General features: G+C 56.4%; 22 protein-coding genes. 16 read left to right on the top strand and 6 right to left on the bottom strand.

Features of this window, described 5'->3' with window-relative positions; all coding sequences use genetic code 11:
• The first annotated feature begins 98 nt into the window (after window positions 1–98).
• The 7 genes from DBV39_RS12955 to DBV39_RS12925 all read left to right on the top strand — a co-directional run bounded on the left by DBV39_RS12955 (window position 99) and on the right by DBV39_RS12925 (window position 7771).
• Window positions 99–1151: a cytochrome-c peroxidase gene (locus DBV39_RS12955; RefSeq protein WP_108621884.1), complete on the top strand. Its 1053-nt coding sequence runs from the start codon at window positions 99–101 to the stop codon at window positions 1149–1151.
• Window positions 1152–1381: 230 nt separating this feature from the next.
• The gene (locus DBV39_RS12950; RefSeq protein ID WP_108621883.1) at window positions 1382–1894 is read left to right on the top strand and encodes an anti-virulence regulator CigR family protein; all 513 of its coding nucleotides are present in this window, start codon (window positions 1382–1384) and stop codon (window positions 1892–1894) included.
• Window positions 1895–2119: 225 nt separating this feature from the next.
• Complete coding sequence (locus DBV39_RS12945; protein WP_159078947.1) at window positions 2120–3583, top strand: FAD-dependent oxidoreductase; 1464 nt, start codon at window positions 2120–2122, stop codon at window positions 3581–3583.
• Window positions 3584–3863: 280 nt separating this feature from the next.
• Window positions 3864–5432: an FAD-dependent monooxygenase gene (locus DBV39_RS12940; RefSeq protein WP_108621881.1), complete on the top strand. Its 1569-nt coding sequence runs from the start codon at window positions 3864–3866 to the stop codon at window positions 5430–5432.
• Between the two features lie 27 nt (window positions 5433–5459).
• Window positions 5460–5897: an acyl-CoA thioesterase gene (locus DBV39_RS12935; protein WP_108621880.1), complete on the top strand. Its 438-nt coding sequence runs from the start codon at window positions 5460–5462 to the stop codon at window positions 5895–5897.
• A gap of 309 nt (window positions 5898–6206) precedes the next feature.
• Window positions 6207–6785: a carboxymuconolactone decarboxylase family protein gene (locus tag DBV39_RS12930; RefSeq protein ID WP_108621879.1), complete on the top strand. Its 579-nt coding sequence runs from the start codon at window positions 6207–6209 to the stop codon at window positions 6783–6785.
• Between the two features lie 17 nt (window positions 6786–6802).
• Complete coding sequence (locus tag DBV39_RS12925) at window positions 6803–7771, top strand: hydroxymethylglutaryl-CoA lyase (protein ID WP_108621878.1); 969 nt, start codon at window positions 6803–6805, stop codon at window positions 7769–7771.
• A gap of 124 nt (window positions 7772–7895) precedes the next feature.
• Here the strand turns inward: DBV39_RS12925 and DBV39_RS12920 are convergent, their stop codons facing one another.
• The 5 genes from DBV39_RS12920 to DBV39_RS12900 all read right to left on the bottom strand — a co-directional run bounded on the left by DBV39_RS12920 (window position 7896) and on the right by DBV39_RS12900 (window position 12368).
• Window positions 7896–8579 (bottom strand): dienelactone hydrolase family protein, encoded by a 684-nt coding sequence (locus tag DBV39_RS12920; protein ID WP_159078946.1) that lies wholly within the window; start codon window positions 8577–8579, stop codon window positions 7896–7898.
• A 161-nt stretch (window positions 8580–8740) separates the two neighbouring features.
• On the bottom strand, window positions 8741–9562 hold the full coding sequence (gene nfsA, locus DBV39_RS12915; protein ID WP_108621876.1) for an oxygen-insensitive NADPH nitroreductase: 822 nt from the start codon (window positions 9560–9562) through the stop codon (window positions 8741–8743).
• A 93-nt stretch (window positions 9563–9655) separates the two neighbouring features.
• Window positions 9656–10468, bottom strand: a complete 813-nt coding sequence (locus DBV39_RS12910; protein ID WP_108621875.1) for an enoyl-CoA hydratase/isomerase family protein — start codon at window positions 10466–10468, stop codon at window positions 9656–9658.
• 182 nt (window positions 10469–10650) lie between these two features.
• Window positions 10651–11685, bottom strand: a complete 1035-nt coding sequence (locus tag DBV39_RS12905; protein WP_108621874.1) for an ROK family protein — start codon at window positions 11683–11685, stop codon at window positions 10651–10653.
• A gap of 5 nt (window positions 11686–11690) precedes the next feature.
• A complete protein-coding gene (locus tag DBV39_RS12900; RefSeq protein WP_159078945.1) occupies window positions 11691–12368 on the bottom strand; it encodes a GntR family transcriptional regulator in 678 nt (225 codons plus the stop codon).
• Between the two features lie 241 nt (window positions 12369–12609).
• On the opposite strand from DBV39_RS12900, the gene DBV39_RS12895 reads away from it, so the two are divergent.
• From DBV39_RS12895 to DBV39_RS12855, 9 genes are all read left to right on the top strand, one after another.
• Complete coding sequence (locus DBV39_RS12895) at window positions 12610–13788, top strand: CaiB/BaiF CoA transferase family protein (RefSeq protein ID WP_108621872.1); 1179 nt, start codon at window positions 12610–12612, stop codon at window positions 13786–13788.
• Window positions 13785–14585, top strand: coding sequence for an enoyl-CoA hydratase/isomerase family protein (locus tag DBV39_RS12890; protein ID WP_108621871.1), 801 nt, complete (start codon window positions 13785–13787; stop codon window positions 14583–14585). Before DBV39_RS12895 ends, DBV39_RS12890 begins: the two co-directional genes overlap by 4 nt.
• A gap of 97 nt (window positions 14586–14682) precedes the next feature.
• Entirely contained in the window at window positions 14683–15624 is a 942-nt protein-coding gene (locus tag DBV39_RS12885) for a hydroxymethylglutaryl-CoA lyase (protein WP_108621870.1), read from the top strand.
• A 50-nt stretch (window positions 15625–15674) separates the two neighbouring features.
• Complete coding sequence (locus tag DBV39_RS12880) at window positions 15675–16856, top strand: acyl-CoA dehydrogenase family protein (RefSeq protein ID WP_108621869.1); 1182 nt, start codon at window positions 15675–15677, stop codon at window positions 16854–16856.
• Between the two features lie 30 nt (window positions 16857–16886).
• Window positions 16887–18257, top strand: coding sequence for an MmgE/PrpD family protein (locus tag DBV39_RS12875; protein ID WP_108621868.1), 1371 nt, complete (start codon window positions 16887–16889; stop codon window positions 18255–18257).
• A gap of 173 nt (window positions 18258–18430) precedes the next feature.
• Window positions 18431–19459: a TRAP transporter substrate-binding protein DctP gene (dctP, locus tag DBV39_RS12870; RefSeq protein WP_108621867.1), complete on the top strand. Its 1029-nt coding sequence runs from the start codon at window positions 18431–18433 to the stop codon at window positions 19457–19459.
• A gap of 31 nt (window positions 19460–19490) precedes the next feature.
• Window positions 19491–20042 (top strand): TRAP transporter small permease, encoded by a 552-nt coding sequence (locus DBV39_RS12865; protein WP_159078944.1) that lies wholly within the window; start codon window positions 19491–19493, stop codon window positions 20040–20042.
• 1 nt (window position 20043) lies between these two features.
• On the top strand, window positions 20044–21321 hold the full coding sequence (locus DBV39_RS12860) for a TRAP transporter large permease (protein WP_108621865.1): 1278 nt from the start codon (window positions 20044–20046) through the stop codon (window positions 21319–21321).
• Complete coding sequence (locus DBV39_RS12855; RefSeq protein WP_108621864.1) at window positions 21288–22868, top strand: class I adenylate-forming enzyme family protein; 1581 nt, start codon at window positions 21288–21290, stop codon at window positions 22866–22868. The genes DBV39_RS12860 and DBV39_RS12855 overlap by 34 nt, the downstream gene beginning before the upstream one ends.
• Window positions 22869–22921: 53 nt before the next feature.
• Here DBV39_RS12855 and DBV39_RS12850 read toward each other — a convergent pair whose 3' ends face one another.
• A complete protein-coding gene (locus DBV39_RS12850) occupies window positions 22922–24088 on the bottom strand; it encodes an iron-containing alcohol dehydrogenase (RefSeq protein WP_227870621.1) in 1167 nt (388 codons plus the stop codon).
• Between the last annotated feature and the right edge of the window lie 199 nt (window positions 24089–24287).

The raw sequence follows: 24287 nt of genomic DNA, 5'->3' as shown, positions 1-24287 counted from the left end.
AGCAGTTCAGGAATGAATGTCGGGTTGATTTATATCAGAATAGCCCTATTCAAAAAATGGTTACATGGGTCATAACAACACAAGACTAGAGGTGTCCCATGAAAGCAAGACTCTCAACCGTTGCCTTGTCGCTGATGTGTGGCTTTAGCGCGCAGAGTATGGCTTCTGAAGTTGATACAGCCCAGTTGCGCGAACTCTCCAGGCAGTTCTTCCAGCCGATTCCACAAGTTGAGGTGCTGGTTCAGGAGCGTCAGGTCGATCCGACCAAGGTGGAACTCGGTCGCTGGCTGTTTTTCGAGCCACGTCTGTCAGCAAGTCACATCATCAGTTGCAACACCTGCCACAGCGTAGGGACGGGCGGTGCAGACAATATTCCCGTCTCGATTGGGCATGGCTGGCAGAAAGGACCACGTAACTCGCCAACGGTCTTGAATGCGGTGTTCAATGCTGCCCAGTTCTGGGACGGTCGTGCGGCAGATCTGGCAGAGCAGGCTAAAGGCCCCATCCAGGCTAGTGTCGAAATGAACGCGACACCTGAACACGTTGAGGTGACGTTAAGGAGCATTCCTGAGTACGTGGAACTTTTTGCCAAAGCGTTCCCGCAAGACCAGGAGCCGGTGTCCTTTGACAATATGGCCACTGCGATTGAGGCGTTTGAAGCGACGCTGATCACTCCGAACGCCAGGTTTGACGAGTTTCTTGCTGGTAAGGACACATTGAGCGTGACCGAAATTGCCGGACTGAACAACTTCATCAACAAGGGCTGCGTGGCCTGTCACTCTGGCATAAACTTTGGTGGTCAGGGTTACTTCCCGTTCGGTGTGGTCAAGCGCCCCGGTGCCGACATCCTGCCCGTAGAGGATCGTGGGCGGTTTATGGTAACAAACACGGCATCTGATGAGTATGTCTTTCGCGCAGGTCCACTGCGTAATATTGCGCTGACGGCACCGTATTTCCATAGCGGTGAGGTGTGGGATCTGGAAGAAGCTGTTGCCATCATGGGTACTAGTCAGCTCGGTACCGAACTGACTGACGATGAGGTCAAGTCCATTACAGCTTTCCTCCACACACTCACGGGCGATCAACCCGAGGTTGTCTATCCGACACTGCCGGCTAGCACGAAGGATACGCCCAGGCCATCGCCGATGTAATGACAGTGCTGGTGACTACTGTTCGGTAAAACCCACCCCCGCCAGACCTTGGCGGGGACGACGGTATCAGGACCCCTGCCACTGCGCAGGCCATTCCCCCTCAGTGAGCAGCGCCCGACTACAATCGAATTGCTCGTTCCATGGTGCGAATCATGCGGTGTGAGCGATGGCGCGCTACACAGCGTGCGGCGGACCGGAAAAAGCGGGTCTGATGCGAACTGGAGGTCGAGATGCACAACAAACTTCATGCGCTGGCGATTGTTGGCGTGATGGCGCTGGCTGGGCCTGTACAGGCAGATCCGCCACCCGGAAAAGGTAACCCGAATGCAGCTCAACCAGGAAACTCTGGAAACAGCAATCAGGGCAAGGGAAACCAGGGCAAGGGCAACCAGGGCAAGGGCAATCAAGGAAAGAACAATGACCAGCGTGATGCAGGGACTGCGGTGCTGGAGTCGGTCCTGACTGGATTGGTGGTTGCGAGTATCACGCAGCCGGACGCCCGTCAGCTGGCGATCCAGTACGGCCTGACCGGTTATTCACCCCTTCCTCCCGGTATCCAGAAGAACCTTGCACGGGGCAAACCGCTTCCACCCGGAATCGCAAAGAAGCTGGTTCCAGGACCGATGCTGAACCGTCTGCCCCAGTATTCGGGGTACGAATGGCGTGTGGCTGGCACCGAGCTCATTCTGGTCAATCTAGCTACGCTCGCTGTTGCCGAGGTGTTGCAGCAAGTGTTTGATTAGGCTTTCTGTTTTTTTTTCTGACAAGGGGCTGAGACGCCTGGTGTCACGTGGTTTGCTGATCCTGTTCATTCCACAGAGTGGGACAGTCATTCGTTAAGTGCTCGGTGTGAGAAGCGCCGTCGGCTATCTTCGTTGCCATCTTTGCAGTCGCGTTTTGAGGAGGCTGCAGTATTCAAATCTGATGCGTCATTGACAGGTGCGCGCATCATTTCAAGGTGGTCACGAATGCAAGTAAATGAATGGGATCAGCAGGCAGATATTGTTGTTGTCGGATTTGGCGGTGCGGGTTCGGCCGCCGCGATTACTGCCGCTGACGCGGGAGCGTCGGTCATCCTTCTGGACAAGGCGCCAGAGCATGCGGTGGGCGGCAACACACGCGTTGCTGCACAGGGTTACTTCAATCCCTCCGACCCAGACAAGGCCATCACCTACTTTAATGCACTGTGCGGGCCTTTCGAGGTTCCTCAGGAAATGGTCACGGTGTGGGCAAAAGAGAACTGCCGCAACAATGAGTGGCTGGAAAGTATCGGTGGCGATCCGCAGGAACACCAGCATCAGCCGGCCGGTATCGAGTATCCGGATCTGCCTGGTTCAGACTGTGTTCACAAGTATCACCACGGCGACATTCTTGGATACTCCAAGACGTGGGAGTTTCTCGAGCAAAGCGTCAAGAGTCGGTCCGCGATTCAGATCCACTATGAAATGCCTGCGACAGACTTGATTCAGCACGCGGATGGGTCGATTGCGGGTGTCGTCGCAGAGCACCACGGCAAGTCGGTCCGGATCAAGGCTCGCAAAGCGGTGATCCTTACCTGCGGCGGTTTCGAGAACAATCAGGAAATGATCCGTAATTTCCTGCCGGGCCTGAAGTACTGCTACACCTCTGGCTCACCTTACAACGAAGGTGATGGCATCCGCATGGCCATGCAGGTTGGCGCCGATCTCTGGCACATGAACAACTATGCAGGGCCTTCGATGGCGTTTAAGGCGCCGGACGTTCCGACGACGTTTTCTTTGGTGCCGTTGCATTTTTCGTTGGAACCAACCGGTGGAATGGTGGTCGTGGGACCTGATGCCAAGCGGTTTACCGACGAAAAGTACAAACACAAGCACGGTAAGGTCAACGTAGGTGGGCAATGGATGCCTATGCCCGTACGTTGCCCGATGTACATGATCTTTGATCAGGCTCTGATGGATGCAGGTCCGTTGTATGACGGAGCGCCTACCCATGGCTGGACCCAGATCATGGAGCGTTACCAGTGGAGCGAGGATAATCGCGCAGAGCTTGCAAAAGGCTGGATCAAATCTGCACCAGATCTCCAGTCTATGGCGAGTTTGCTCGGGCTGGATGCGGTTGCGTTACGTGAAACAGTCAATCGCTGGAACCAGCACGTGGCAAACGGACACGATCCTGAGTTCGGTCGTACCAAGATGATGAACCCGTTGGCAGACGGGCCGCTTTACGCCATGGAAATCTCGCCCAGCATGCTCAATACTCAGGGTGGTCCGCGGCGTAACGAGAAAGCCCAGATTCTGAGACCCAACGGTCAGCCAGTTGGCCGCCTGTACAGTGCCGGTGAAATGGGCTCTATCTTTAGTTACCTTTATCAGGGCACGGGTAATATTGGTGAATGTTTCGCTTTCGGACGGATTGCAGCAACTGAGGCAGTCGCATTGCCCGCTTGCTAAATGCAGTTCGACCGAGCAGGACTATGATGGGTGGATCGCCTGGTTCTGCCCTAAGCTTTTCCGGGTTGTTGTTTTTCGGTTTGCCTGACCAGAGTTCACATCGAACCGCCCTGCATATTCCTTAATGGTCGAGGTGGCATTGATTGGTTATTCTGCTCCAGAGAGTTTTCCGGGGTGGATCGTCGGTGGCTGCCCAGATCCTTGAGTCAGACAGAGTGCAGTGGGTAGGCCGGTTGGCAGCCACTGCGCACCAGCCATCTTCAACCAGTGAGGATATTCCATGAAACCGGATGTGGTGGTAGTGGGGGGAGGGCCTTGTGGCTTGCTGGTCGCGCTTTTACTTGGTCGCCAAGGGGTTCAGACTGTACTGATCGAGAAACACGCGCAGGTGCTGGATCACCCCAGGGCCATGGGGGTGATGCGCCGTACCAATGAGATTTTCATGCAACTCGGGCTACTGGATGCCGTGATGCAAGGGGGCATGAGATCCTCGCCGGATGCGCTCTCCATCTGGTTTCGTGGCGCCATGACAGGGGAAGAGCTTGGGCGTGCGCGCATGCCGGATGACGACACGCAGTACAGTCCCTGCTTAAAGTTGCACTGTCCGCAACCACATATCGAGAAAGTTCTGCGACGCGCCGTGCTCGAGTGCCCTTCAGTGAAGTGCCTGTTTGGATATCGGCTCGACAGTTTCGAGCAGGGTCCTGACGGGGTCCGGGTCTCGCTCACTCCGTCCGGTCAGCAGGCGGATCGACCTGAGCCAGATCCAGGCGTCGATACAATGCATGCCCGATACATGGTCGCAGCCGATGGTGACCGTAGCGCGATACGGGATGCGCTGGGAATTGTCAGGCGCGGGCCCGGTGAGCGAGGGCGGTTCCTGAGCGTTTACTTTCAGGCCGATCTGACTCAGGAGCTTCAGGGCAGGATGGGGCTGCTCTGCAACGTCGTGGACAGTGAAATGTTCGAGGCTTTTGTGGCGGTTGACGGGCAGAGTCACTGGCTGATGCATCATTTTCTTGATGCGCAGGCTCAACATCAGGAGCATACATCTGACGAGATGAGGGCGGTGATCGCGCAAGCGTGCGGAATCGAAGCATCGCGCATTCAAGTGTTGAGCATGAACCCATGGGTGATGTCACCGAGCGTGGCGCCAGTGTGGCGCAAGGATCGCGTGTTTCTGGTGGGTGATGCCGCAGCCAGGGTTTCGCCTGCTGGCGGGCTGGGTATGAACAATGGTTTGCAAAGTGCTCACAATCTGGCCTGGAAGCTGGGACACGTGGTCAGGGGCAGTGCGCCTGATGCATTACTGGATAGCTATGAAGCAGAGCGACTGCCCGCTGCACGGTTCACCTTTGAGAACAGTGAAGGCAACTCCAGCGAAGTCTTTCGTGTTGTCGAAGCTGCCATGTCGGGTCGCTGGGATGAGGCCAGAGAGATCGTGCGTCATTCCAGACGCGCAGCACCCGGGTATGGTCAGGATTTCGGGATTGTTTACGAGAGCACCGCGATGATTCCGGATGATACTGAGCCACTGATTGCGTCGGATGTCGTCAACGAGTACATTGCTCAGGCTCGTCCCGGACATCGGGCTCCGCACTTCATGATCCAGGTCGATGACAGAACGGAGTCAGTCCTGAGCTTGCTGGATTATCGCTACACCGCATTACTGGGACCGAAGGCGGAGTTTTCCCAGTACAAGCGCCTGTGGCCATCAGCAATACAGATTGCTGATGGCAGAGACTTTACGGCCTCTTCCGACTGGCTCGATCTGTATGGCATCAGTGAGCACGGTGCGGTGCTGGTCAGACCTGACGGATATGTCGCAGCGCGTGAGGCATGCAGGTAGACTGCGGGTTTTCTGGATAGGTTTGTCATGGTCGAAAAGTCTGCCCCTGATACGATCGAGCAGTACCGTTTTGTGCACAATCTTTCCACCAGATGGATGGATAACGACGTGTACGGTCACGTTAACAACGTGAACTACTATTCCTTTTTTGATACGGCGGTCGGTGCGTTTCTTATCCGGCACGCCGGACTGGATTACGAGAACGACCCGTGCGTTGCATGGGTCGTGGATACCCGCTGTTCATACTTCAAGTCAATCGCGTTTCCTGACGAGGTGAAGGTGGGAGTTCGCGTTGCCAGGTTGGGCAATAGCAGCGTGCACTATGAGTTGGGCATCTTCAAGAACGACGATCCGCAGGCATGTGCACAAGGACATTTCGTCCACGTATATGTTGATCGAACCACACAGCGGCCTGTGCCGATCCCGCAATCAACCCGACATGCCCTCTCGGAACTGACGGTCTGACCGGTTGATCCGGGCCGGTGCTGTCATTGACTGGCTCGCAGTGAGGGCCACACCAGTGCTTTGCCCTCAAACAAATTGACAAGGCGAGGACCTCCCAACTAGCCTGCAGTCCCGTCATGCCATTTCATTCTCACCTGTTTCGCGTTCGCCCATTTCACCCTTGCCTTTGTGCGTTGTGATTCCCAGGCGGCATTCCGTCCAGGAATCCTTCCCAGCTTTGATGATCAAGTCCAGAGCGGCTGACATGGGTGTGCAGGCTAATTTGTTACCTTTGTGATGTATTGCATATCTGAGAACCGGAGCCCCCCTATGCGTTTTCCAGTCATCAACATGGATCAGTTATCCCCCGAGCAGCAGGCTCTTGTGGATCAAATTTCCCAAGGGCCGAGAGGAGGGGTCCGAGGGCCCTTTCTGCCGCTCCTGCATCACCCTGAACTGGCGATGTGTGTTCAGGCAGTGGGAGAGCATTTGCGCTACCGTGCCAGTATTGATCAGTCACTGATTGAGCTGGCCATTCTGGTTACAGCCAAGCGCTGGAACTGTCAGTATGAGTGGTTTGCTCACAGCCGGATCGCACACACCACAACGGATCTCCCGCACGACGTGATCGAGGCCGTCCGCCAGGGCAAATCGCCATCAAGCGCCAGCGCACATCAAATGCTGGTCTATGAGCTGGCTTCAACGCTTCATGCTGACGGGCGACTGTCTGATGACCTGTTTGACTCGGCAGTCCAGGCGTTTGGATACCCGGGGGTGCTGGATCTGATCAGCACTTGCGGGTACTACACGACGATCGGAATGGTTTTGAATGTTGCCCAGATCCCGCTGCCCGATGGTGCCGACCCTCAGTATTGTCTGGATCGACCCGCAGCAAGCATCGGAACTTAACCAGGAGAAACACAATAATGGACATGCCCAAGTCGATTCGTATCAACGAGGAAGGACCCAGAGAGGGGTTTCAGATCGAAAAGGGCCCTATCCCGACTGCCAGCAAGATTGCCCTGATTGACAGTCTTTCACTGACAGGCCTCAAGCAGATCCAGACGGTCTCGTTTGTACCGCCCAGGAATGTACCAGGCATGGCAGATGCCGATGAAGTGGTTCAGGGGTTTACAAGGCATCCCGGGGTGGCCTACACCGCTCTGTGGCTCAACGAACGGGGGTTGCAACGAGCGATTGCAACACAGAAACTTGACATCAAAGGCACGATCACACTGTGTGCATCGGAGCCATTTCTGCTTCGCAACCAGAAGCGTACGCTGGATGAAAATCTGCAGGCCCAGCACGGCATCATCAAGATGTATCAGGATAACCAGGTGCCAATTGTGCGAGCCGGCCTGATGGCCGCGTTTGGGTGTAACTTTGAAGGGGATATCCCGCCGTCAAAGGTGCTTGAGATGGTCGATACCATGCACCAGCTCGCTGATCAGTACGGTATCCAGTTTCAGTTCCTGTCACTCGCGGACACCATGGCCTGGGCCACGCCCCTGTCAATCAAGCGCGTGGTGGGTGCAGTACGCGAGCGGTATCCAGAGCTCCCGGTCTCCCTGCATCTGCATGACACCCGGGGCATGGGTATCGCAAATGCCTACGCTGGTCTGGAGATGGGTGTTGCGATTTTTGATGGGGCGGTAGGCGGCCTGGGTGGTTGTCCATTTGCCAAACACCAGGGGGCTGCTGGCAATGTCTGTACCGAAGACCTGGTGTTCATGTGTGACGAAATGGGGATTGAAACCGGTATCGATCTGGACGCCTTGATCGAATCCGCAAAACTTGCAGAAGAGATCGTGGGCCATCCGATTCCAGGAACCGTTATGAAAGGTGGTTCTCTCAAGCGTCTGCGTGAGAATATTCAGCAGGCCAGACAAGCGTGATCAAGTGGCGGTCTGAGCCCGACCAGGATGAAATCGGGCGAGCTGTCTGGTCTGACTGGTTCCGGTAAGGACGCGAGTGGCATGGGCATACTGGCGTATGCCCATGCCTGCCATATCAGACGGGTCAGCGCTCGGCATTCAGTCCAAGGAAGGCCAGTGTGCGCTCGGTGGCCTTGGCCGACGAGTCTTTGTCGAACGATCCGCGCTGATCGCAGTTAAAGCCATGTCCAGCCGGATAGAAGTAGGCAATCACTGTTGGATGTTCAGCCAGTACGGTGCGTGCTGCGTCGGGTGGGGGACTCTTGTCCTGCTCACCCAGATGCATCATGGTCGGGCATTGCGGCTTGAGATCTGCGTTGGCAATCAGCCCGCCCGGGTAGTAGGAGATCGCCGAGCTCAGGCCGGGTACCTGGGCTGCGGCAACCCAGGCGACGGTGCCTCCCCAGCAGTAGCCAATCACGGCGACCTTCTCGTGAAGGGCCCTGACGTGTTCAACCGCGGCATGGGTGTCTGCAATCGCATCGGTCATCGGGATCTTCTGCATGATGGCAATCCCTGTTTCGATGTCTGACTGCTCGTACCCCGCGACATACTGGGCCTGAACCCGGTCAAACAAGGCGGGTGCTGCTGCAATGTACCCGGAGGCTGCGTACTGATCAGCCACGCTCTGGATATGGCTGTTGATCCCGAAGATCTCCGGGCAAATAACGACTGCACCTTTGGCTTGCCCTTCGGGCCTGGCGAGGTACATGTCAAAGTTGTGTCCGTCTGCGGACTTGATGCTGACGGTGGTTCCTTTAGTTCCCATTGTTTGACTCCTGTGTCGGTGTGTTTGAGGCCCACCTTCGACAGCCATAAAAGATGTCCGTCTGCAGAAGGTGGTCTGTCAGGCAAGCGCCTGACACTGATGATGGTGCGCAGGTGGTGTTGTCAACATTGTCAGGAACGCTGCCTGCGTTGATACAGCCTCTAGCGCAGCGGAAATCCAAGGCGCTCCAGGATGGACTTTAGCTGGGCACGTCCGCCAACCGCAGCTTTCTTCTGGGTCCGGTCGATGACCCGGGCTGACCAGGTGTCATGGGCCATCTCATGGCGACGAGAAAACTCGCCCAGGGTTTCATCATACCCGTTGCGCAAGACATGCTCGTTCGGGGTGGAATAATGATTTTCGAACAACACCGCAGGTTGCGGCAGACGTGGTTTGACCTCCGTTTCGGTGTCAGCGTATCCAATACACAGACCAAATACCGCGAAGGCGCCTTGTGGCAATTTCAGCAGTTGCGCAACCCGTTCGGCGTCGTTTCTCAGCGCGCCGATGTAAACCGTAGACAGGCCAAGTGATTCGGCTGCGACGACTGCGTTCTGTGCAGCCAGCGCTGCGTCGACAACCCCGACCAGAAAGCTCTCTGTCAGCTCGAGTGACGTCAGTTCGATGTCGTGCGCTTCGCCCAGTCTGCGGTTGCGAGAAAGGTCACATAGCCAGACAAGAAACAAAGGGCATTGTTCGATGTGCTTCTGGCCACTGGCAATTTTTGCGAGTTCGCTTCGTATCGCCGGGTCGGTGACATTGACGACTGACCAGCACTGCAGGTTTGAACTGGTGGACGCAGATTGAGCGGCTGCAATCAGCGTTTCCAGTGTGCCGGATTCGAGCGGTGTGGGCTTGTATTTTCTGACGGAGCGATGAGCAAGCAGCCCTTCAATGGTCGAGCTCCAGGGGCCGGCCGCTGGAACGGATTGTTGGCCATATCGCAATGTCAGCGCTTGGGTGTTGGCAGTAGATGTTGTCATGAGTCTCGTCGATGGTGTTCAGGCCGAGTCAGGTCCGGGAGTTTCGCTGGCGCACAGCTCCCGATGCGCTCGGGTAGCGTGCGGGCAAGCAGACTAGCGTCCCTGAAACTTGGGTTTGCGCTTCTCCAGAAAGGCCGTTCTACCTTCCTGGAAGTCTTCGGTTCCAAACAGGAGTCCCTGCATGTCGGTTTCGAGATCGAGCAACTCGGTGAACGTCATGGGGCCACGTGCCATTGCTGCCTTCACAAAGCCGTTTGTCAAAGGCGCTGTCTGGGCAATCTCCTGGCCCACAGCGATCGCGTCTTCCAGCGCTTTGCCGGGCTCGCTGATCTGTTCGACCAGACCATACTCCTGCGCCGTTTCAGCGGTGATCATGCGACCTGTCATCATGAGCAGCTTTGCACGACCCATGCCGACTCGCTGGGGAATCGACCATAGCCCACCAAGGTCGGGCAGCAGTCCGATCTTGTTGAACGAGCAGGTGAACTTGGCTTCTCTTGATGCCACGACGATGTCACAATTGGCTGCCACACACATGCCTGCACCAGCTGCATGACCTTCGACTGCAGCAATGATTGGTTTTTCGCATGCGACCATCAGCTTGACCATCAGGTCGTGGGTCTTTTTCATGCGAGCGCGCCCGTTGATCGAATTCACACCGGCGAAGCTGGTGATGTCTCCGCCTGAAGAGAAATGGTTGCCCTCGCCCGTCAGGACGATTGCCCGGCACTCAGTGTCGGCAATCGCATCCTGCAGCGCCTGACCGAGCCTTTCTCGCAAAGGCATCGATAGTGCGTTGCGCTTCTCGGGGTAGTTGAATTTGAGAACGGTGACTGCACCGTGTTTCTCGACGATGATTGATCCACCTGAGGTGCCAGCGCTGTTCTGGGGTTGTGTCTGCAACATTGTTCTCCATCCATGTTTGAAATGTTTACTTCGAAGACGCGACGCAGCTCGGGCGCATTCTTCGCGTGCGATGTTTTGGTGAATCGCGATATCTCCCGATTCTACGCAATAACCTCTCTCATGGTTAGCAGGTGCGTTCTGGACAGAGGAACGGTCGGCAGTAGCCGGTCAAGTCAGATTGCTTATAACCAGGCAGCGCCACGCACACCGCTGGAGTCGCCATGCATGGCCTTGACGATCAGTGTATCGGTCCGGTCGTTGAACACGTAATCAGGTAGAGCGAGCCGCACACGGTCATATAACGATTCCATGTTGCTGACACCCCCTCCGAGCACGATTGCATCCGGGTCGATCATGTTGATCACTGTCGCAAGTGCACTGGCAAGCTGTCGGCTGTAGAGATCCAGCGTGTGCTGGCAGAGTGAGTCACCGGCCTGGGCAGCCTGCGCAATCTGTTCACCTGAGAGAGTCTCATGATCCTTCAGTTTGTTCTTCTGGTTGGCGCATGAGTGCCTGTACACCCACGCATGCGTGCGTCTCAAGCCCGCTCCGCATAGATGAGTTTCGATGCAGTCGGTCAGCCCGCAATAGCAGGCGCGCCCGAGATCGACAAAGGGTGCACCGGGCAGTCTGCCGTGCAAGACGGACTGAACGTCTGATGCCTGAGGGTCGAGGGATCCGTCGCTCTGGGCATTCCGGGAGAGTGTGCGAATGGGGACAGGGTTGTGCCCCCATTCGCCAGCGATATGGTGAATTCCGCTATGAAGCTCGCGATTAACGACCCATCCACCCCCTACGCCTGTCCCCAGAATGACGCCAAACACGACGCGATGCTTGCGGGCTGCGCCATCAATCGCTTCCGAAAGGGCGAAGCAATTGGCATCATTCTCGAGCTTCACCGGGCAACCGATGGCTGAGGCGAGGTCTGCAGCCAGGGGCTGGCCGATGAGGCAGGTTGTGTTGGCGTTTTTCATGCGACCGCTGTCTTGGTCTGGTGCGCCTGGTACACCGATGCCGACATGTGTTACTGGGCCGATGAGCGCCCTGGCTTCGCACGCCAGGTCCGCGACCGTTCGGATGATGTTCTGATAAGAGTGGCTCGGCGTGGGCGCGCGTTTGCGAAGCAGTGTCTCCCCTTGTGCGGAGAGCGCAATGACTTCAGTTTTGGTGCCGCCTAGATCAATGCCGATCCTGGGTTTGTTGCCTCTGGAATACATGCAAATCAGAGTATGTCTCTGCCTTGGTCAGGCCGGTCACGATCCCAGCGTGTGACGAGCTGGAAGCGAAATGGCGGGTAGTAGTTGATCGACGCGCTCATCACGCGACTTTCATGGTCCAGATAGCTGCGAGTCATCTTCAACGTCGGTGTGGAAGGGCAGATGCCCATCAGGTTCGCCGCATCGTCGGGCAACAACGCCGCATCAATCTTCTGTATTACAGACGCGACTGGCCGGCTATAGAGCATCTCGTGCAAATTGAAGATGCTGGGGTGTCGGCCCTTGAGATGATCTGCGATCCCGGCATACTCCGGACGCAGGTAGACCAGCGTATGTGAGATTGGTCGTACTTCTTCGAGGCGGTGGCGTTGACTGTGCAAGAGAAGCCAGCGTGTACCGATTTCTCCTCCGAGTAGCCTGGCGAGGGGTTCGTCAAGTGTGACCGACTCTCGCTTGATGATTTCCAGACGGGTCGTATGCGTGTACTGCATCAACTCCTGCAGGCTGCCAAGCGCGGCCACATAAGGTTCGTGTTGTTGGGTTGCCGTCACAACGGTTCCCGTGCTTCGGCGGCGACTGATGAGCCCTGCTTGAACCAGGTGACGGGTTGCCTCTCGGACGGTGTGTCGACTGACCTGGTACTGGCTGGCCAGCTGCTCCTCGGTGGGAAACGCAGTGCCCACAGGGTATCGCCCCTTTTGAATATCCTCGAGGAGGCAGTCACGCAACCAGATGTATCGGGGCTGCCGAGGGGGGCCGTATCGGAAGTCGCCTTCGGCTGAGTGTTCCGAATTTGTCTGGATATCATGGTAAATCCTAATAAGATCGTCGATGCATTTGCTCATCTTTGTCCGTACAATGAATTCTACTTTTGTACGGACAAAAGTTCTGGGCAGAGATCCAGCAACTAAAGAACAAGTAGATATGAGCGAATCGCAGCAAATCAACTCGAATCATACGCCGGCGAACCAGCCCTTTGCCGGGCTGACCGTTGTCGAGATCAGCACTAGCGTGGCCGCACCATTCGCCGGTCAGATATTTAGCGAGCTAGGCGCACGACTCGTCAAGGTGGAAAAGTCGACCGGCGATGATGCGCGCGGCTGGGGACCCCCTTTCTGGGAAGGTGCTTCGGCGTATTTTCAGGCGCTGAATCGTAACAAGCTGTCGATCGTATGTGACCTCCGCAGCGATGAGGACCTGCAGGCACTGACGGACTTTATCGTCGCAGAGGCCGATATCGTCATACAGAACCTGCGTCCCGGCCAGGTCGAAAAGCTCGGGCTTGATGGCGAAACCCTGACCCGTCTCAAGCCCTCTCTCATCTACTGCAACCTAGGCGCGTTTGGCAAAGTCGGCCCGCTCAAGGATCGGCCAGGATACGATCCGCTGATGCAGGCCTTCAGTGGCATCATGAGTACAACAGGTGAACCCGGTCGTCCGGCTGTGCGCGTGGGCGCATCTCTCGTGGACATGGGAACCGGGATGTGGGCCGTGATCGGCGCACAGTCCGCATTACTCAAGCGTCAGCAGACCGGAGAAGGCGGGATCGTCGATGTGTCGTTATTTGAGACGGCAGCGTGCTGGGTGTCGCTGATTGGTTCTCAGGTGCTGGCTTCGGGAGAGATTCCGCAGCGACAGGGCTCGGGGGCTTCCGGAATTGTTCCGTATCGTGGGTATCTCACTCAGGACGGAGAAATTGTGATCGCAGCCGGTAGCGACAAGTTGTTTGGCCTGCTCAGTGGCGTGCTTGGTCATCCGGAATGGGTGGCTGACCCGAAATTCGTCGACAATCCCAGCCGCGTGAAAAATCAGAAAGAGCTTTACGCAATGATTGAGGAGCTGGTGGCCAGACAGCCCACCGAGTACTGGATCAAGGTTCTTGAGGACGCAGGCATTCCCTGCTCACCCGTCAACAACGTTTTACAGATGCTGGAGCATCCGCAAACCGAGGCACTTGGCCTTGTCCAGAGTGTGCCTGGAACAGGAATGCGGTTTGTCGGATTGCCGCTCAGTTTCAACGGAATGCGGCCGCAGCCACTGTCTGCACCCCCAAAGCTCGGGGAACACAGTGATATTTTGAAGGAGAGCCGTGAGGCATCATGAGTACATTTCCTGAATACGAAACCATTGCTACCGAAATGGTGGCAGACCATGTTCTGAAAGTTACGCTGAACCGGCCGCAGGTCGGCAACGCCATCAATACTCAGACAGGACATGATTTACTCGATCTGTGGAATCGCCTGACCGCTGATGCGGGCGATGTTCGCTGCATTGTTTTAACGGGGGCGGGAGAGAAGATTTTCTGCGCCGGCGGGGACTTAAAAGAGCGCAACGGCATGACCAAGCGCCAATGGACACTTCAGCACGAGCTCTTTGAGCGCATGTACTGGACACTGGTTGACTTGCCAGTGCCGATCATTGCAGCAGTCAACGGTCACGCCTATGCAGGCGGTCTGGAGCTCGCGTTGTCGTGTGACTTTATCTATGCCAGTCGGGCGGCGCGATTCGCGCTGACCGAGGTCACCCTGGGCATTATGCCCGGGGCGGGTGGCACCCAGAATCTTCCTCGCGCCGCGGGTGATCGACGGGCGAAGGAGATACTGATGACCGGCAAACCCTTCAATGCCGAGCAGGCATATGAGTGGGGCGTTGCCAACCAGTTGCTTGATCCGCAGGAAGTGCTGGGCCAGGCAATCGAAACAGCCAAAGTGATTGCAGGCAATGCACCACTGTCGGTTCGTCAGATCAAGAAATCAGTTCGTTATGGTGGCCAGATGGAACTGCGCACCGCCTTTCGCTTCGAGATCGAAGCCTACAACCATCTGATCGACACAAAAGATCGAATCGAGGGTGTGGCTGCGTTCAACGAGAAGCGCAAGCCGAACTTCAAGGGCGAATAAACTTATCCGGGTGGTTGGAAAGGCCCAGCCACCCCGTCAAGATCAGTACCGGACGCTATGGGGCGGCAGACCCCGGCAAACCGGGCAGGAGAAAGCAATGCGAGAAAAAATTACTGTTCGAGAGGTTGGTCTGAGAGATGGTCTCCAGATTCACCCGACATTCATGCCTACCGAAGACAAACTCGAGTGGATTGCCGCCGAAGCCGCAGCGGGCGTGGGCGAGATCGAGGTCACATCCTATGTCCCCCCCAAGCTGATACCGCAGTTTGCGGATGCGGCTGAGGTCACGGCAGGTGCCCTGAAGGTACCCGGGCTGACCGTGAGTGCACTGATCCCGAATCTTCGTGGTGCGCAGCGTGGTATTGACCTCGGTGTGCACAAGCTCAACTTCGTGATGTCGGTCAGCCACACTCACAACCTCAAGAACGTGCGTCGCACGCCAGAGGAGTCCGTGGCGGATTTCAAGGCGATTGTTGAACTGATTCAGCAGCAGCCGCAAGACAGGCGTCCCCTGATTTCAGGGGGACTGTCGACAGCACTGGGTTGCTCGTATGAAGGCAAGATTGCCGTAGATGCCATCGTGCGCAGGGCAGTTGAGTTGGTTGAGGCCGGCGCCGATGAGCTGGTGGTAGCCGACACGGTCGGATATGCAGACCCGTTGCAGGTGCGGGCGGCATTTCGCGCCGTGATGAAAGAAGTGGGTAATGTTCCTGTGGCGGCCCATTTCCACGATACGCGTGGCACCGGTCTGGCAAACGTCAGTGCAGCACTCGACTGCGGTGTGACGCACTTCGATGCCTCGCTTGCAGGACTTGGAGGCTGTCCCTTTGCGCCGGGTGCGACCGGCAACATCGTCATGGATGATTTGTGTTTCATGCTTGATTCCATGGGCTACGACACAGGAGTCGACCTGCAGAGATTGCTGGAAGTGCGCAAGATCATCGAGCGCAGTCTGCCGGATATTGCCATGCAGGGCGCGTTGGCCAAGGCAGGTCTGCCAACCAATTACGTGCCGGCTGCACAGCGCAAGGCAGCCTGAGCATCGGGCTTACAACAGGCAGTGTTTTTAGAACAGGCGGGAGAGCAGGATTGGACGGGGCAGCAGAACTGAGTGTGGTGTGTGGGGAAGATTACGCGGAGATCCGCGAGAGTGTGCGCAGAGTATGTGCGGATTTTCCGGGGAGCTACTGGCGTGAACTGGAAGAGCGCGAAGCGTATCCGACCGAGTTCGTCAATGCGTTGACGCAAGCCGGTTATCTGGGAGCCCTCATTCCGGAACAGTACGGCGGCAGCGGTATGCCGTTGCGTGCGGCCATGGTGATTCTGGAAGAGATCCACGCCAGTGGCTGCAGCGCAGGCGCTTGTCATGCCCAGATGTACACCATGGGCACCGTGTTGCGCCATGGCAGTGAGGAGCAGAAACGCAAGTACCTCCCGGAGATTGCGGCAGGCAGGTTGCGTTTGCAGGCTTTCGGTGTCACGGAGCCGACCACTGGTACCGACACCACCAAGCTCAAGACGCGGGCTGTGCGCGAAGGTGATCATTACGTCATCAATGGCCAGAAAGTCTGGACGTCGCGTGCGCTGCATTCTGACCTGATGCTGTTGCTGGCTCGCACAACGTCACTTGAAGACGTCAAAAAGAAAAGTGAAGGGTTGTCGGTATTCCTGGTAGATATTCGTGAGGCGCTGGGCAAGGGGCTTGAGATCCGCCCGCTCAAGGCGATGGTCAATCACAACACCACTGAAGTCTTTTTTGACAACCTGCGGATTCCGGCTGACAGCTTGATAGGAGAGGAGGGCAAAGGCTTCCGGTACATTCTGGACGGCATGAATGCAGAACGGATCCTGGTTTCAGCAGAGGCCATTGGTGATGCGCGCTGGTTCACGAAGAAGTCCGTTGATTATGTGAGCGAGCGGCGCGTGTTTGATCGCCCGATCGGGCAGAATCAGGCGGTTCAGTTCCCAGTTGCGCGTGCTTACGCCGAAGCGCAGGCAGCCGACATGGTGTTGCGGCGTGCTGCCGCCAAGTTTGACGCTGGATTGCCGTGCGGCGACGATGCCAATATGGGCAAGCTGCTGGCTTCCGAGGCCTGCTGGCATGCTGCTGAAGCCTGTCTGCAGAATCATGGCGGGTTTGGTTACGCCCGTGAGTACGATGTCGAGCGTAAATGGCGTGAGACCCGACTGTTCCAGATCGCCCCGATCTCGACCAATCTGGTGCTGTCCTACATCGGTGAGCACATTCTGGGGATGCCACGTTCGTTCTAAAGCGAATACGGCAGGTGAGGAGACAAAACAATGAGTCAGTTGACCCGCGCGCTCGCGCAGTATGTTGCCAGTCCGACGTTTGGTGATGCCCAGTCTGAAGCATTCCGCATTGCAAAGCTGGGCTTTGTCGACACGGTAGGCACGATGTTTGCCGGATGTGACGAGCCTGTCGTCAAGATCGTACTCAAGCACCTGGAGAACCGCAACGAGTCGCAGGATGCACCTGTGCCACTCGCAGGGCTGCTCAAGCCCTCGATGGTTGCTGCCTGTATCAATGCTACAGCTGGCCACGCGCTTGATTACGACGATGTTGCCATGGCAGGCCACCCGAGCACGGTGCTGGTGCCAGCCATTCTTGCGGAGTCGCACCGTCTGGGACGAACGGGCCATGAAGCCTTGGTTGCCTACGTCGTGGGTTATGAAGTCTGGTCTGAGCTGGTATTCCGTGATCCGGGCAAGTATCACCTGAAAGGGTGGCATCCGACGGGCGTGCTCGGAACAGTTGCTGCTGCGGCAGCGGTGGCCAGTCTGAACCGGCTGGATGTTGATCAGACGTCTACCTCATTGGCGATCGCCGCCAGCATGGCGAGCGGTCTGGTTGCAAACTTTGGGACTATGACCAAGCCACTGCACGCGGGCAGGGCGGCGTCCAATGCGATTGAAGCCGTTCAACTGGCCATGCTCGGCTTGACCGCAGCGCCTGACGCGTTTGAGCACAAGGCGGGTTATCTGGCTGCGCTGTCTCCTGCTGGCGACGTGGACCGGGATTCGTCACCTTCTCGTCTGGGAGGTCGTCCGCGTATCCTTGAGACGGGCTTGTCGATCAAACGCTATCCAGTTTGCTATTCCTGCCACCGAAGTATTGATGGAGCAGTCAAGCTGGTTCAAGAGCACGATCTCAAACCGTCGGATGTCAAATCGGTCACCGTCACCATCGGCCCGGCCCAGGCTTCGATGCTACGCAACCACACTCCCCGGACTGGACTGGAAGCGAAGTTCAGTATCGAGTTCGCAATGGCCAGTGCCCTGGTCGCACGTGAAGTGGGCCTAAGGCAGCTGACTGACGCGTTTGTGCTCGAACCCGAGGTCCAGGCGCAGTTCGAGAAGGTCAGAACCGAGATCAACAACAAGCCGTGTCCGCTTGAGCCGACGTTCTCATACACTGATCGTGTCGTGATGCACCTTCACGATGGCCGCACGCTCGATTCGGGAGACATCCGGTTCCCTCTCGGTAATGCCGAGAACCCGATGGATGAAGCGGGTATGCGCAGCAAGTTTCTCGACTGTCTGGCCAGTGGACGTGCGCTAGGTGCCGTCACAAAGTGTGACGACGAAACCTTGTATGAACGGCTGGCCAATCTTGAGACACAGGGCGATCTGAAAGCCCTTTTCGAGGCTTAGATCTCTGCGTATTTCTGAGAACGAATCGTCCGGAAAGCCTTGATTCATCGGGGTTTACCCACAAAATGACCTATGGATGACTGAACTTGCTTTACACCCAGATTACATTTCGTTAGATTCACCGCCGAGGCTGCAAGAATGAGCGGCGAACGGTTCCATAAAGAGGAGACACCATGAGTACTTTACGTAGAAAGTTTATAGGCACGACCTTCGCTGCCCTGGCAGCAGTTTTTGTCGCAACACCGGCTTCCGCACAAGAGAAGCTGCGTATTGCGCTGGACACCAACCCGGTTCATGTCCGTAATAAAGGCGTGGACTTGTTTGTCGAAGAGCTCAAGAAGCGCACGGGCGACCACTTCGCAATCGAGGTCTATCCAAGTGGACAGTTGTTCCGTGATCGTGACGTACCCCGTGCCTTGCGCCAGGGTGCACTGGAAATGGGCGTGCCCGGAATCTGGCAGCTTGATGCGTCCGAACCCAATGCAGCGCTTGTGACTTTGCCAATGTTCTATGGCGTACCAGCGGATACGGTTTACAACGTCATGGACGGTGATCTGGGCACCTTTCTGAACCGCAAGTTCGAAGAGCGTATGCGCGTCAAGATCCCCGGCAAGTGGATGGCGCTGGGCATGCAGAACACGTTTGGTGTGAGCCAGCCGATTGATTACCAGACCTACAAGGGCAAGAAGATCCGTTACCCCAGCGGTACCGGTAACGCTGCCCGTATCGACAAGCTCGGTGGCATCGGCATTCTGGTGCCATGGCCAGACGTTCCCCTCGCGATGAGCCAGGGTGTGATGGACGGTCTGCTGACCACGTTTGAAAGCGCATCTTCCTCCAAGCTGATGGATTCTGGAATGCAGTATGCCTTTGAAGACCAGAACATGTTCAACCAGTATGTGCCGATGTTCTCGGACTCATTCTGGAGAAAGCAGCCTGAGGATATCAAGGCCGCCATTCTTGATGCATGGGATGTTGCTGCAACATGGCAGCGCGCGCAGGCTTTCAAGGCACAGGATCATGCCAAGGATACGATGGTCAAAGCTGGTCTGACTGTCATCGTGCCCACACCTGAGCAGATTGCCAATGCCCGTCGTGAGCTCATGACCATTCAGGATCAGCTCATCGACAGCATGAAGATTGACAAGGAAGTGGCTAAAACAACCCTTGAAGCCCTGAAGGCCGCGGGCGTTTCTTTCTAAGAGACTTATGCAAAACGAGAACACCGCTCCGATGAAAGAGCAAGAAACGAGCAGGGTCCATGAGGCCTTGCGCAAGAAGGCGCAGGAGGATCTGGAGGCGGAATCGCACGCCATTCCTGCATCAAACCCATTTGAAACCTTCGTGGTGGGAGGACTGGCATTTCTGGCACTGGTACTTTGTTCGTACAACGTGTTAGCCCGTCACTTCTTCCCGCAGCACATTCTGGATTTTGTGGAAGAATTCCAGGTGTACTTCGTCATCTGGGCGGTGTTTCTCTCGCTGGGAACGTTGACCCTGACGGATCGCCATGTGAAGTCAGACTTTTTTGTGAATATGTTTTCCCCTGCAATGAAGACATTCGTTGCGTGGCTGGCGGATATTCTGGGTCTGATCTTTTCGGTCGTGATCGTTTATTACGGTTTCGAGGTGGCCTATCAGGCGTATGAGTTTGGTGATGTGTCGACGACGATGTTGCGCACCCCACTCTGGATATACTTTGCGGCATTGCCGGCTGGCGGTGTGGTGATGGGAATCGCCTACATCCTTCGACTCAAACGCAAGCTGATCGGCGGGGGAGCCTGACATGCTGACAATGATCGCTCCAGTATTTGTGCTGTTACTGGTGCTGGGGGTACCCATCTTCCTGACGATGGGTATCACTTCCGGTGTTGTATTTGCAATCGAGGGTAGTCTGACCCCGCTTGCACAAAAAATCATCGATGAGCTGAACTCGCCTACCTTGCTCGCAGTTCCCTATTTCGTGATTGCCGCTACGTTTATGGAACGTGGTGGCGTTGCAAAGGCGATTATCGAGTCGGTAACCGCATGGCTTGGCCGATTGCCGGGCGGTCTCGGTATTGTCTCGGTGGTGACATGTGCCATTTTTGCGGCTATGTGCGGATCGTCTGTCGCGACCGCGATCGCGATGGGTACTATTCTGATTCCAGCCATGCTGCGAGCGGGATACAAACCTTCATTCGCGGGCGGTATTCTTGCCTCTGCAGGCACGCTGGGCATCCTGATTCCGCCGTCACTGGCTTTCGTTGTGTATGGCGTGCTGGCCGATGCGTCTATTCCACGGCTGTTCCTGGGCGGTGTGATCCCGGGATTGCTGAGTGCGACGATGATGTGTAGCTACGTGTATTACTTTGCCAAGAAGAACGGATACGCACAGCGTGAGCCCGTGCCGATGGACGTCAAAGTCAAGAAGACCATCTCGGCCTTGCCGGCGCTGTCAGTGCCGGTGATTGTGCTCGGTGGTCTTTATGGTGGCGTGGTTACGCTGACCGAAACGGCCGCGCTGTCGGCTGTGGTTGCCATGATTCTGGCGCTGTTCATCTACCGCGGTATTCCGATCAGAGATTTCTTCAAGGCCCTGACCTATTCCGTGCGCAGTGCTGCCGCCATCATGATCATCATCGCGATGGCACTGGCATTCGGTCACCTGATTACGGAAACGGGCATTGCCCAGAAGACACTCGAATTGATGGAGGCATGGGAAATCAAGCCTTGGCAGTTCCTGCTGTTTGTGAACATCATCCTGATCTTCCTGGGTATGTTCCTGGAAGTCTTCTCGATCCTGCTTATCATGGTACCGATCGTGCTGCCGTTGCTAGATCCGCTAGGCATTGATCCGATTCACTTCGGTGTGATGCTGGTGATCAACATGGAGCTTGCCTTGATGTCACCACCGGTCGGGCTCAACCTCTTCGTAATCAGCAACATCTCCAACATTCCGTTAACGCAGGTTCTCAGAGGTACCGTGCCATTCTTCCTGATGATGGTCGTTCTTCTTATTCTTGTGACTTACGTTCCAATCGTTTCAACATGGCTTCCCAACTTCCTGATGGGACCGGCGTAAGTCAGATCGGATGGTCCGCCAGTCTCAGGACATTGGCGGACCAGTATGACCAGTTTGTCGCTGTCAGCGATGCACTGGGTCATACGCTGACATATTCCGATTTATCCCGACAAGCTCACAGCATTGCTCACTTTTTGCTCGACAGTCTGGGTGTTCAACCCGGTCTGCCCGTTGCCACCTTGCTGCCCAACAGCGTAACTGCCGTATGGGTGTCGTATGGTGTGCGCATGACCGGTGCAGCCGAAGTGCCTGTTGGCTGGTCCAGCACTGTCGAGGAGATCGCCTGGTGTGCACAACTCTCCGGCTTCAGGACGGTTCTGACACTTTCTGAGCGTGAGGCTGAGCTGCGTCAGGCCGGACTTGACCCGATCTGTGTGGATTCGCTTGCGACTGCCACCAATGACACGCAGCTAGCTGCTGTCGATGACAGCAAACCCGGCAGGATTCTGTTTACCTCCGGTACGACTGGCAAGCCTAAGGGTGTGCTGTACAGCCACGCCAGACGCTGGGGTGGCGAACAACTGCTCAAGGCGACCCTGCCGTTTGTGCCTCATCCTGGTGAGCGCATCATTCTGATGACGCCTTTCGTTCATGGCTCTTCACTGCTGACTTATGCCTGGTGCGATCATGGTGCACATGTGGTACTGCTAGATGGTGTGCGTGAGCAGGATCTGGTCAGGGAGCTTGCAGACCCCTCGGTTCGTGCAATTTTTGCACCACCGACCGTCCTTGCAAAAATCACGACCTTGTTCGAGGGGCAGCAGTTCAGGCATATCAAGTGTGTCTTCACAGGTACACAGCCGCTGACCCAACTGGTCTACAAGCGAGCCAGGGAAATGTTCGGTCCTGTGGTGCGGATCACCTACGGAAAGTCCGAGTGTGTCAATCCGATCACTGTGCTGACGCCTGAGCAGACCGAAGCCTACTATGGTGCAGAAACGATGCCACCAGGTGCCTGCGTCGGTTACCCTTCACCGGGTGTCGAAATCCGGATTGAATCGGCGCCGCCCGAGCCTGGGCAGGAGCAGGAGGAGCGAGACGGAGAGATCTGGTTGCGCGCCCGTCAGATGTCGCATGGCATGATCACAGAGCAAGGATTCAAGGCGCACGAGCCCGATGGGTGGCACCAGACAGGTGATCTTGGTCACCTCGACAGTCAAGGACGTCTGGTTCTCACGGGCAGGGTTGCGGACGTGATCAAAACGGGCGGGTATCGAGTCAATCCTGATGAAATCGAGGCGCTGCTCACGGGGTGGTCCAGTGGTATGCAGATCAGTGTGACGTCACTACCCTCGGACTACTGGGGTGAGATCATTGTTGCTGTCGCTGAAATGCCGCAATCCGACTGGCAAGAAGTCATTGCTGAGCGAGTTCAGGGTCTGTCGCGTCACAAGCGTCCTCGTCTGTGCGTGACGCTGGACTCGCTGCCTCGAAACCCACAGGGCAAGGTGAATCGTCGGCAGGTCAGGGCACAAGTACTGGCGCACTACGTGCTCGAGGATGGCCCTTACCCGGTATTAATGGCCAGAGACGCTACGTTGCCCTGACCGCCACAAATCCGGCTACTTGGCCCGCTGTTCTGTTGACTTGTCAGGCTGGCTCAATACGCTGCCTTGAACAACTCCAGAAACTCCTGCTCGCTGGTTTGCCGCGGATTCCACTTGTTATAGCCCGCTTTGAGGCAGTCGGCCGCCATCTCTGGAAAGTCCTCTGGATTGGCGCCGACGTCGCGCAGTCCTTGCGGAATGTCGACCGCCGCGCACAGATTCTCGATTGCTTGCAGTGCAGCCTTGACGGCATCGTTTTGCGGTGTGTCCGATGCGCTCACGCCCATGGCGCGGGCGACGTCTGCATATTTCTGCGGCACAGCCAGTGCGTTGAAACGCGCTACGACAGGCAGACACAAGGCGTTCGAGAGGCCATGCGAGACATGATACCGGGCGCCCACAAAGCGGGCCATGCAGTGAACATTGCCCAGCCCTGTTTGACCAAACACCGTGCCGGCCAAGGCAGATCCCACCAGACACTTGAGTGCCGCATCGGCGTTGCGCCGGTCACTCACAAAGGCTGGCAAGCTTGTCGCCAGAAGTGTGATGGCCTGCAGGTTGATGGCATCCGTGATCAGGTTGGCCTGACGAGAGGTGAGTGACTCCAGTGCGTGCACGAAGGCGTCCACACCGGCGTGTGCTGCAACGTGAGCCGGTAGCGTCTGTAACGCATCGGGGTCCAGGATCGCGTGCCGGGCCGGATTGAGTCTTGCATGCCGGATTGACATCTTTCTGCCAGATGCCGTGTCTGTGATCACGCATGATCCGGAAACCTCGGATCCGGTTCCTGCCGTTGTGGGCAAGGCAAATAACGGCAGAGGTGACGTCGTAAACTTGTCGATGCCTTCGTAATCATGGATTCTTCCACCGTTGGTGGCGAGAATCCCGATGGCTTTGGCGACATCCATGCTACTACCGCCACCAATGGCCACGATCGCACGGTTTTGCTCTTGCGGGAGACAGGAAAAGCCTTTCATTACTACATCGTCACCCGGATCTGGTTTGATCTCGGTAAATGTCTGATACTGAAACTTCTCACGATCCAGTATCGCGAGAACTGCCTGCCCATATGGACTGTCGTGAACAGCCTGGTCAATCACGATCAGGATGGACTGGACCTTTAGGTTGTGCAACAGTTCGGGCAGGATACGAACTGAGCCCTGACCCATGTGTATCTGGGTCGGACAGTAGAAGCTTGAAACGGGTGTGGAATCGGACATTAGCGCGCTCATGAGTCTCGTATAAGGTAACTGGCGATTGAGAGAACCATTGGTCTGGCGTGGATCTGAGTGTTTCTTTCATCTTCGCTGGCGGCGTGGATGTTGTCAAAGGCGCAGAAGATATTCGACCTGGTTTCTTCGAAAGGGCTGGATCGGGCCAACGGGTTGGCGCGAGATGTGCCGGTGCAGGAAACAGGTC

The organism is Orrella marina, from assembly GCF_003058465.1.
In the GTDB taxonomy this organism is placed as follows: Bacteria; Pseudomonadota; Gammaproteobacteria; order Burkholderiales; family Burkholderiaceae_B; genus Algicoccus; species Algicoccus marinus.
The sequence above is the reverse complement of the archived record's forward strand: the minus strand, read 5'-3'. Positions and strand labels throughout refer to the sequence as shown.

What these genes read in the sequence shown, in the direction of transcription:
- DBV39_RS12930 (WP_108621879.1), top strand. Translation starts at nt 6,207, where the DNA reads ATGCGTTTTCCAGTCATCAACATGGATCAGTTATCCCCCGAGCAGCAG.
- nfsA (WP_108621876.1), bottom strand. Translation starts at nt 9,562, where the DNA reads ATGACAACATCTACTGCCAACACCCAAGCGCTGACATTGCGATATGGC.
- DBV39_RS12865 (WP_159078944.1), top strand. Translation starts at nt 19,491, where the DNA reads ATGAAAGAGCAAGAAACGAGCAGGGTCCATGAGGCCTTGCGCAAGAAG.
- DBV39_RS12875 (WP_108621868.1), top strand. Translation starts at nt 16,887, where the DNA reads ATGAGTCAGTTGACCCGCGCGCTCGCGCAGTATGTTGCCAGTCCGACG.
- dctP (WP_108621867.1), top strand. Translation starts at nt 18,431, where the DNA reads ATGAGTACTTTACGTAGAAAGTTTATAGGCACGACCTTCGCTGCCCTG.
- DBV39_RS12885 (WP_108621870.1), top strand. Translation starts at nt 14,683, where the DNA reads ATGCGAGAAAAAATTACTGTTCGAGAGGTTGGTCTGAGAGATGGTCTC.
- DBV39_RS12920 (WP_159078946.1), bottom strand. Translation starts at nt 8,579, where the DNA reads ATGGGAACTAAAGGAACCACCGTCAGCATCAAGTCCGCAGACGGACAC.
- DBV39_RS12890 (WP_108621871.1), top strand. Translation starts at nt 13,785, where the DNA reads ATGAGTACATTTCCTGAATACGAAACCATTGCTACCGAAATGGTGGCA.
- DBV39_RS12850 (WP_227870621.1), bottom strand. Translation starts at nt 24,088, where the DNA reads ATGTCCGATTCCACACCCGTTTCAAGCTTCTACTGTCCGACCCAGATA.
- DBV39_RS12950 (WP_108621883.1), top strand. Translation starts at nt 1,382, where the DNA reads ATGCACAACAAACTTCATGCGCTGGCGATTGTTGGCGTGATGGCGCTG.
- DBV39_RS12905 (WP_108621874.1), bottom strand. Translation starts at nt 11,685, where the DNA reads ATGTATTCCAGAGGCAACAAACCCAGGATCGGCATTGATCTAGGCGGC.
- DBV39_RS12860 (WP_108621865.1), top strand. Translation starts at nt 20,044, where the DNA reads ATGCTGACAATGATCGCTCCAGTATTTGTGCTGTTACTGGTGCTGGGG.
- DBV39_RS12925 (WP_108621878.1), top strand. Translation starts at nt 6,803, where the DNA reads ATGGACATGCCCAAGTCGATTCGTATCAACGAGGAAGGACCCAGAGAG.
- DBV39_RS12895 (WP_108621872.1), top strand. Translation starts at nt 12,610, where the DNA reads ATGAGCGAATCGCAGCAAATCAACTCGAATCATACGCCGGCGAACCAG.
- DBV39_RS12855 (WP_108621864.1), top strand. Translation starts at nt 21,288, where the DNA reads ATGGCTTCCCAACTTCCTGATGGGACCGGCGTAAGTCAGATCGGATGG.
- DBV39_RS12945 (WP_159078947.1), top strand. Translation starts at nt 2,120, where the DNA reads ATGCAAGTAAATGAATGGGATCAGCAGGCAGATATTGTTGTTGTCGGA.
- DBV39_RS12935 (WP_108621880.1), top strand. Translation starts at nt 5,460, where the DNA reads ATGGTCGAAAAGTCTGCCCCTGATACGATCGAGCAGTACCGTTTTGTG.
- DBV39_RS12955 (WP_108621884.1), top strand. Translation starts at nt 99, where the DNA reads ATGAAAGCAAGACTCTCAACCGTTGCCTTGTCGCTGATGTGTGGCTTT.
- DBV39_RS12910 (WP_108621875.1), bottom strand. Translation starts at nt 10,468, where the DNA reads ATGTTGCAGACACAACCCCAGAACAGCGCTGGCACCTCAGGTGGATCA.
- DBV39_RS12940 (WP_108621881.1), top strand. Translation starts at nt 3,864, where the DNA reads ATGAAACCGGATGTGGTGGTAGTGGGGGGAGGGCCTTGTGGCTTGCTG.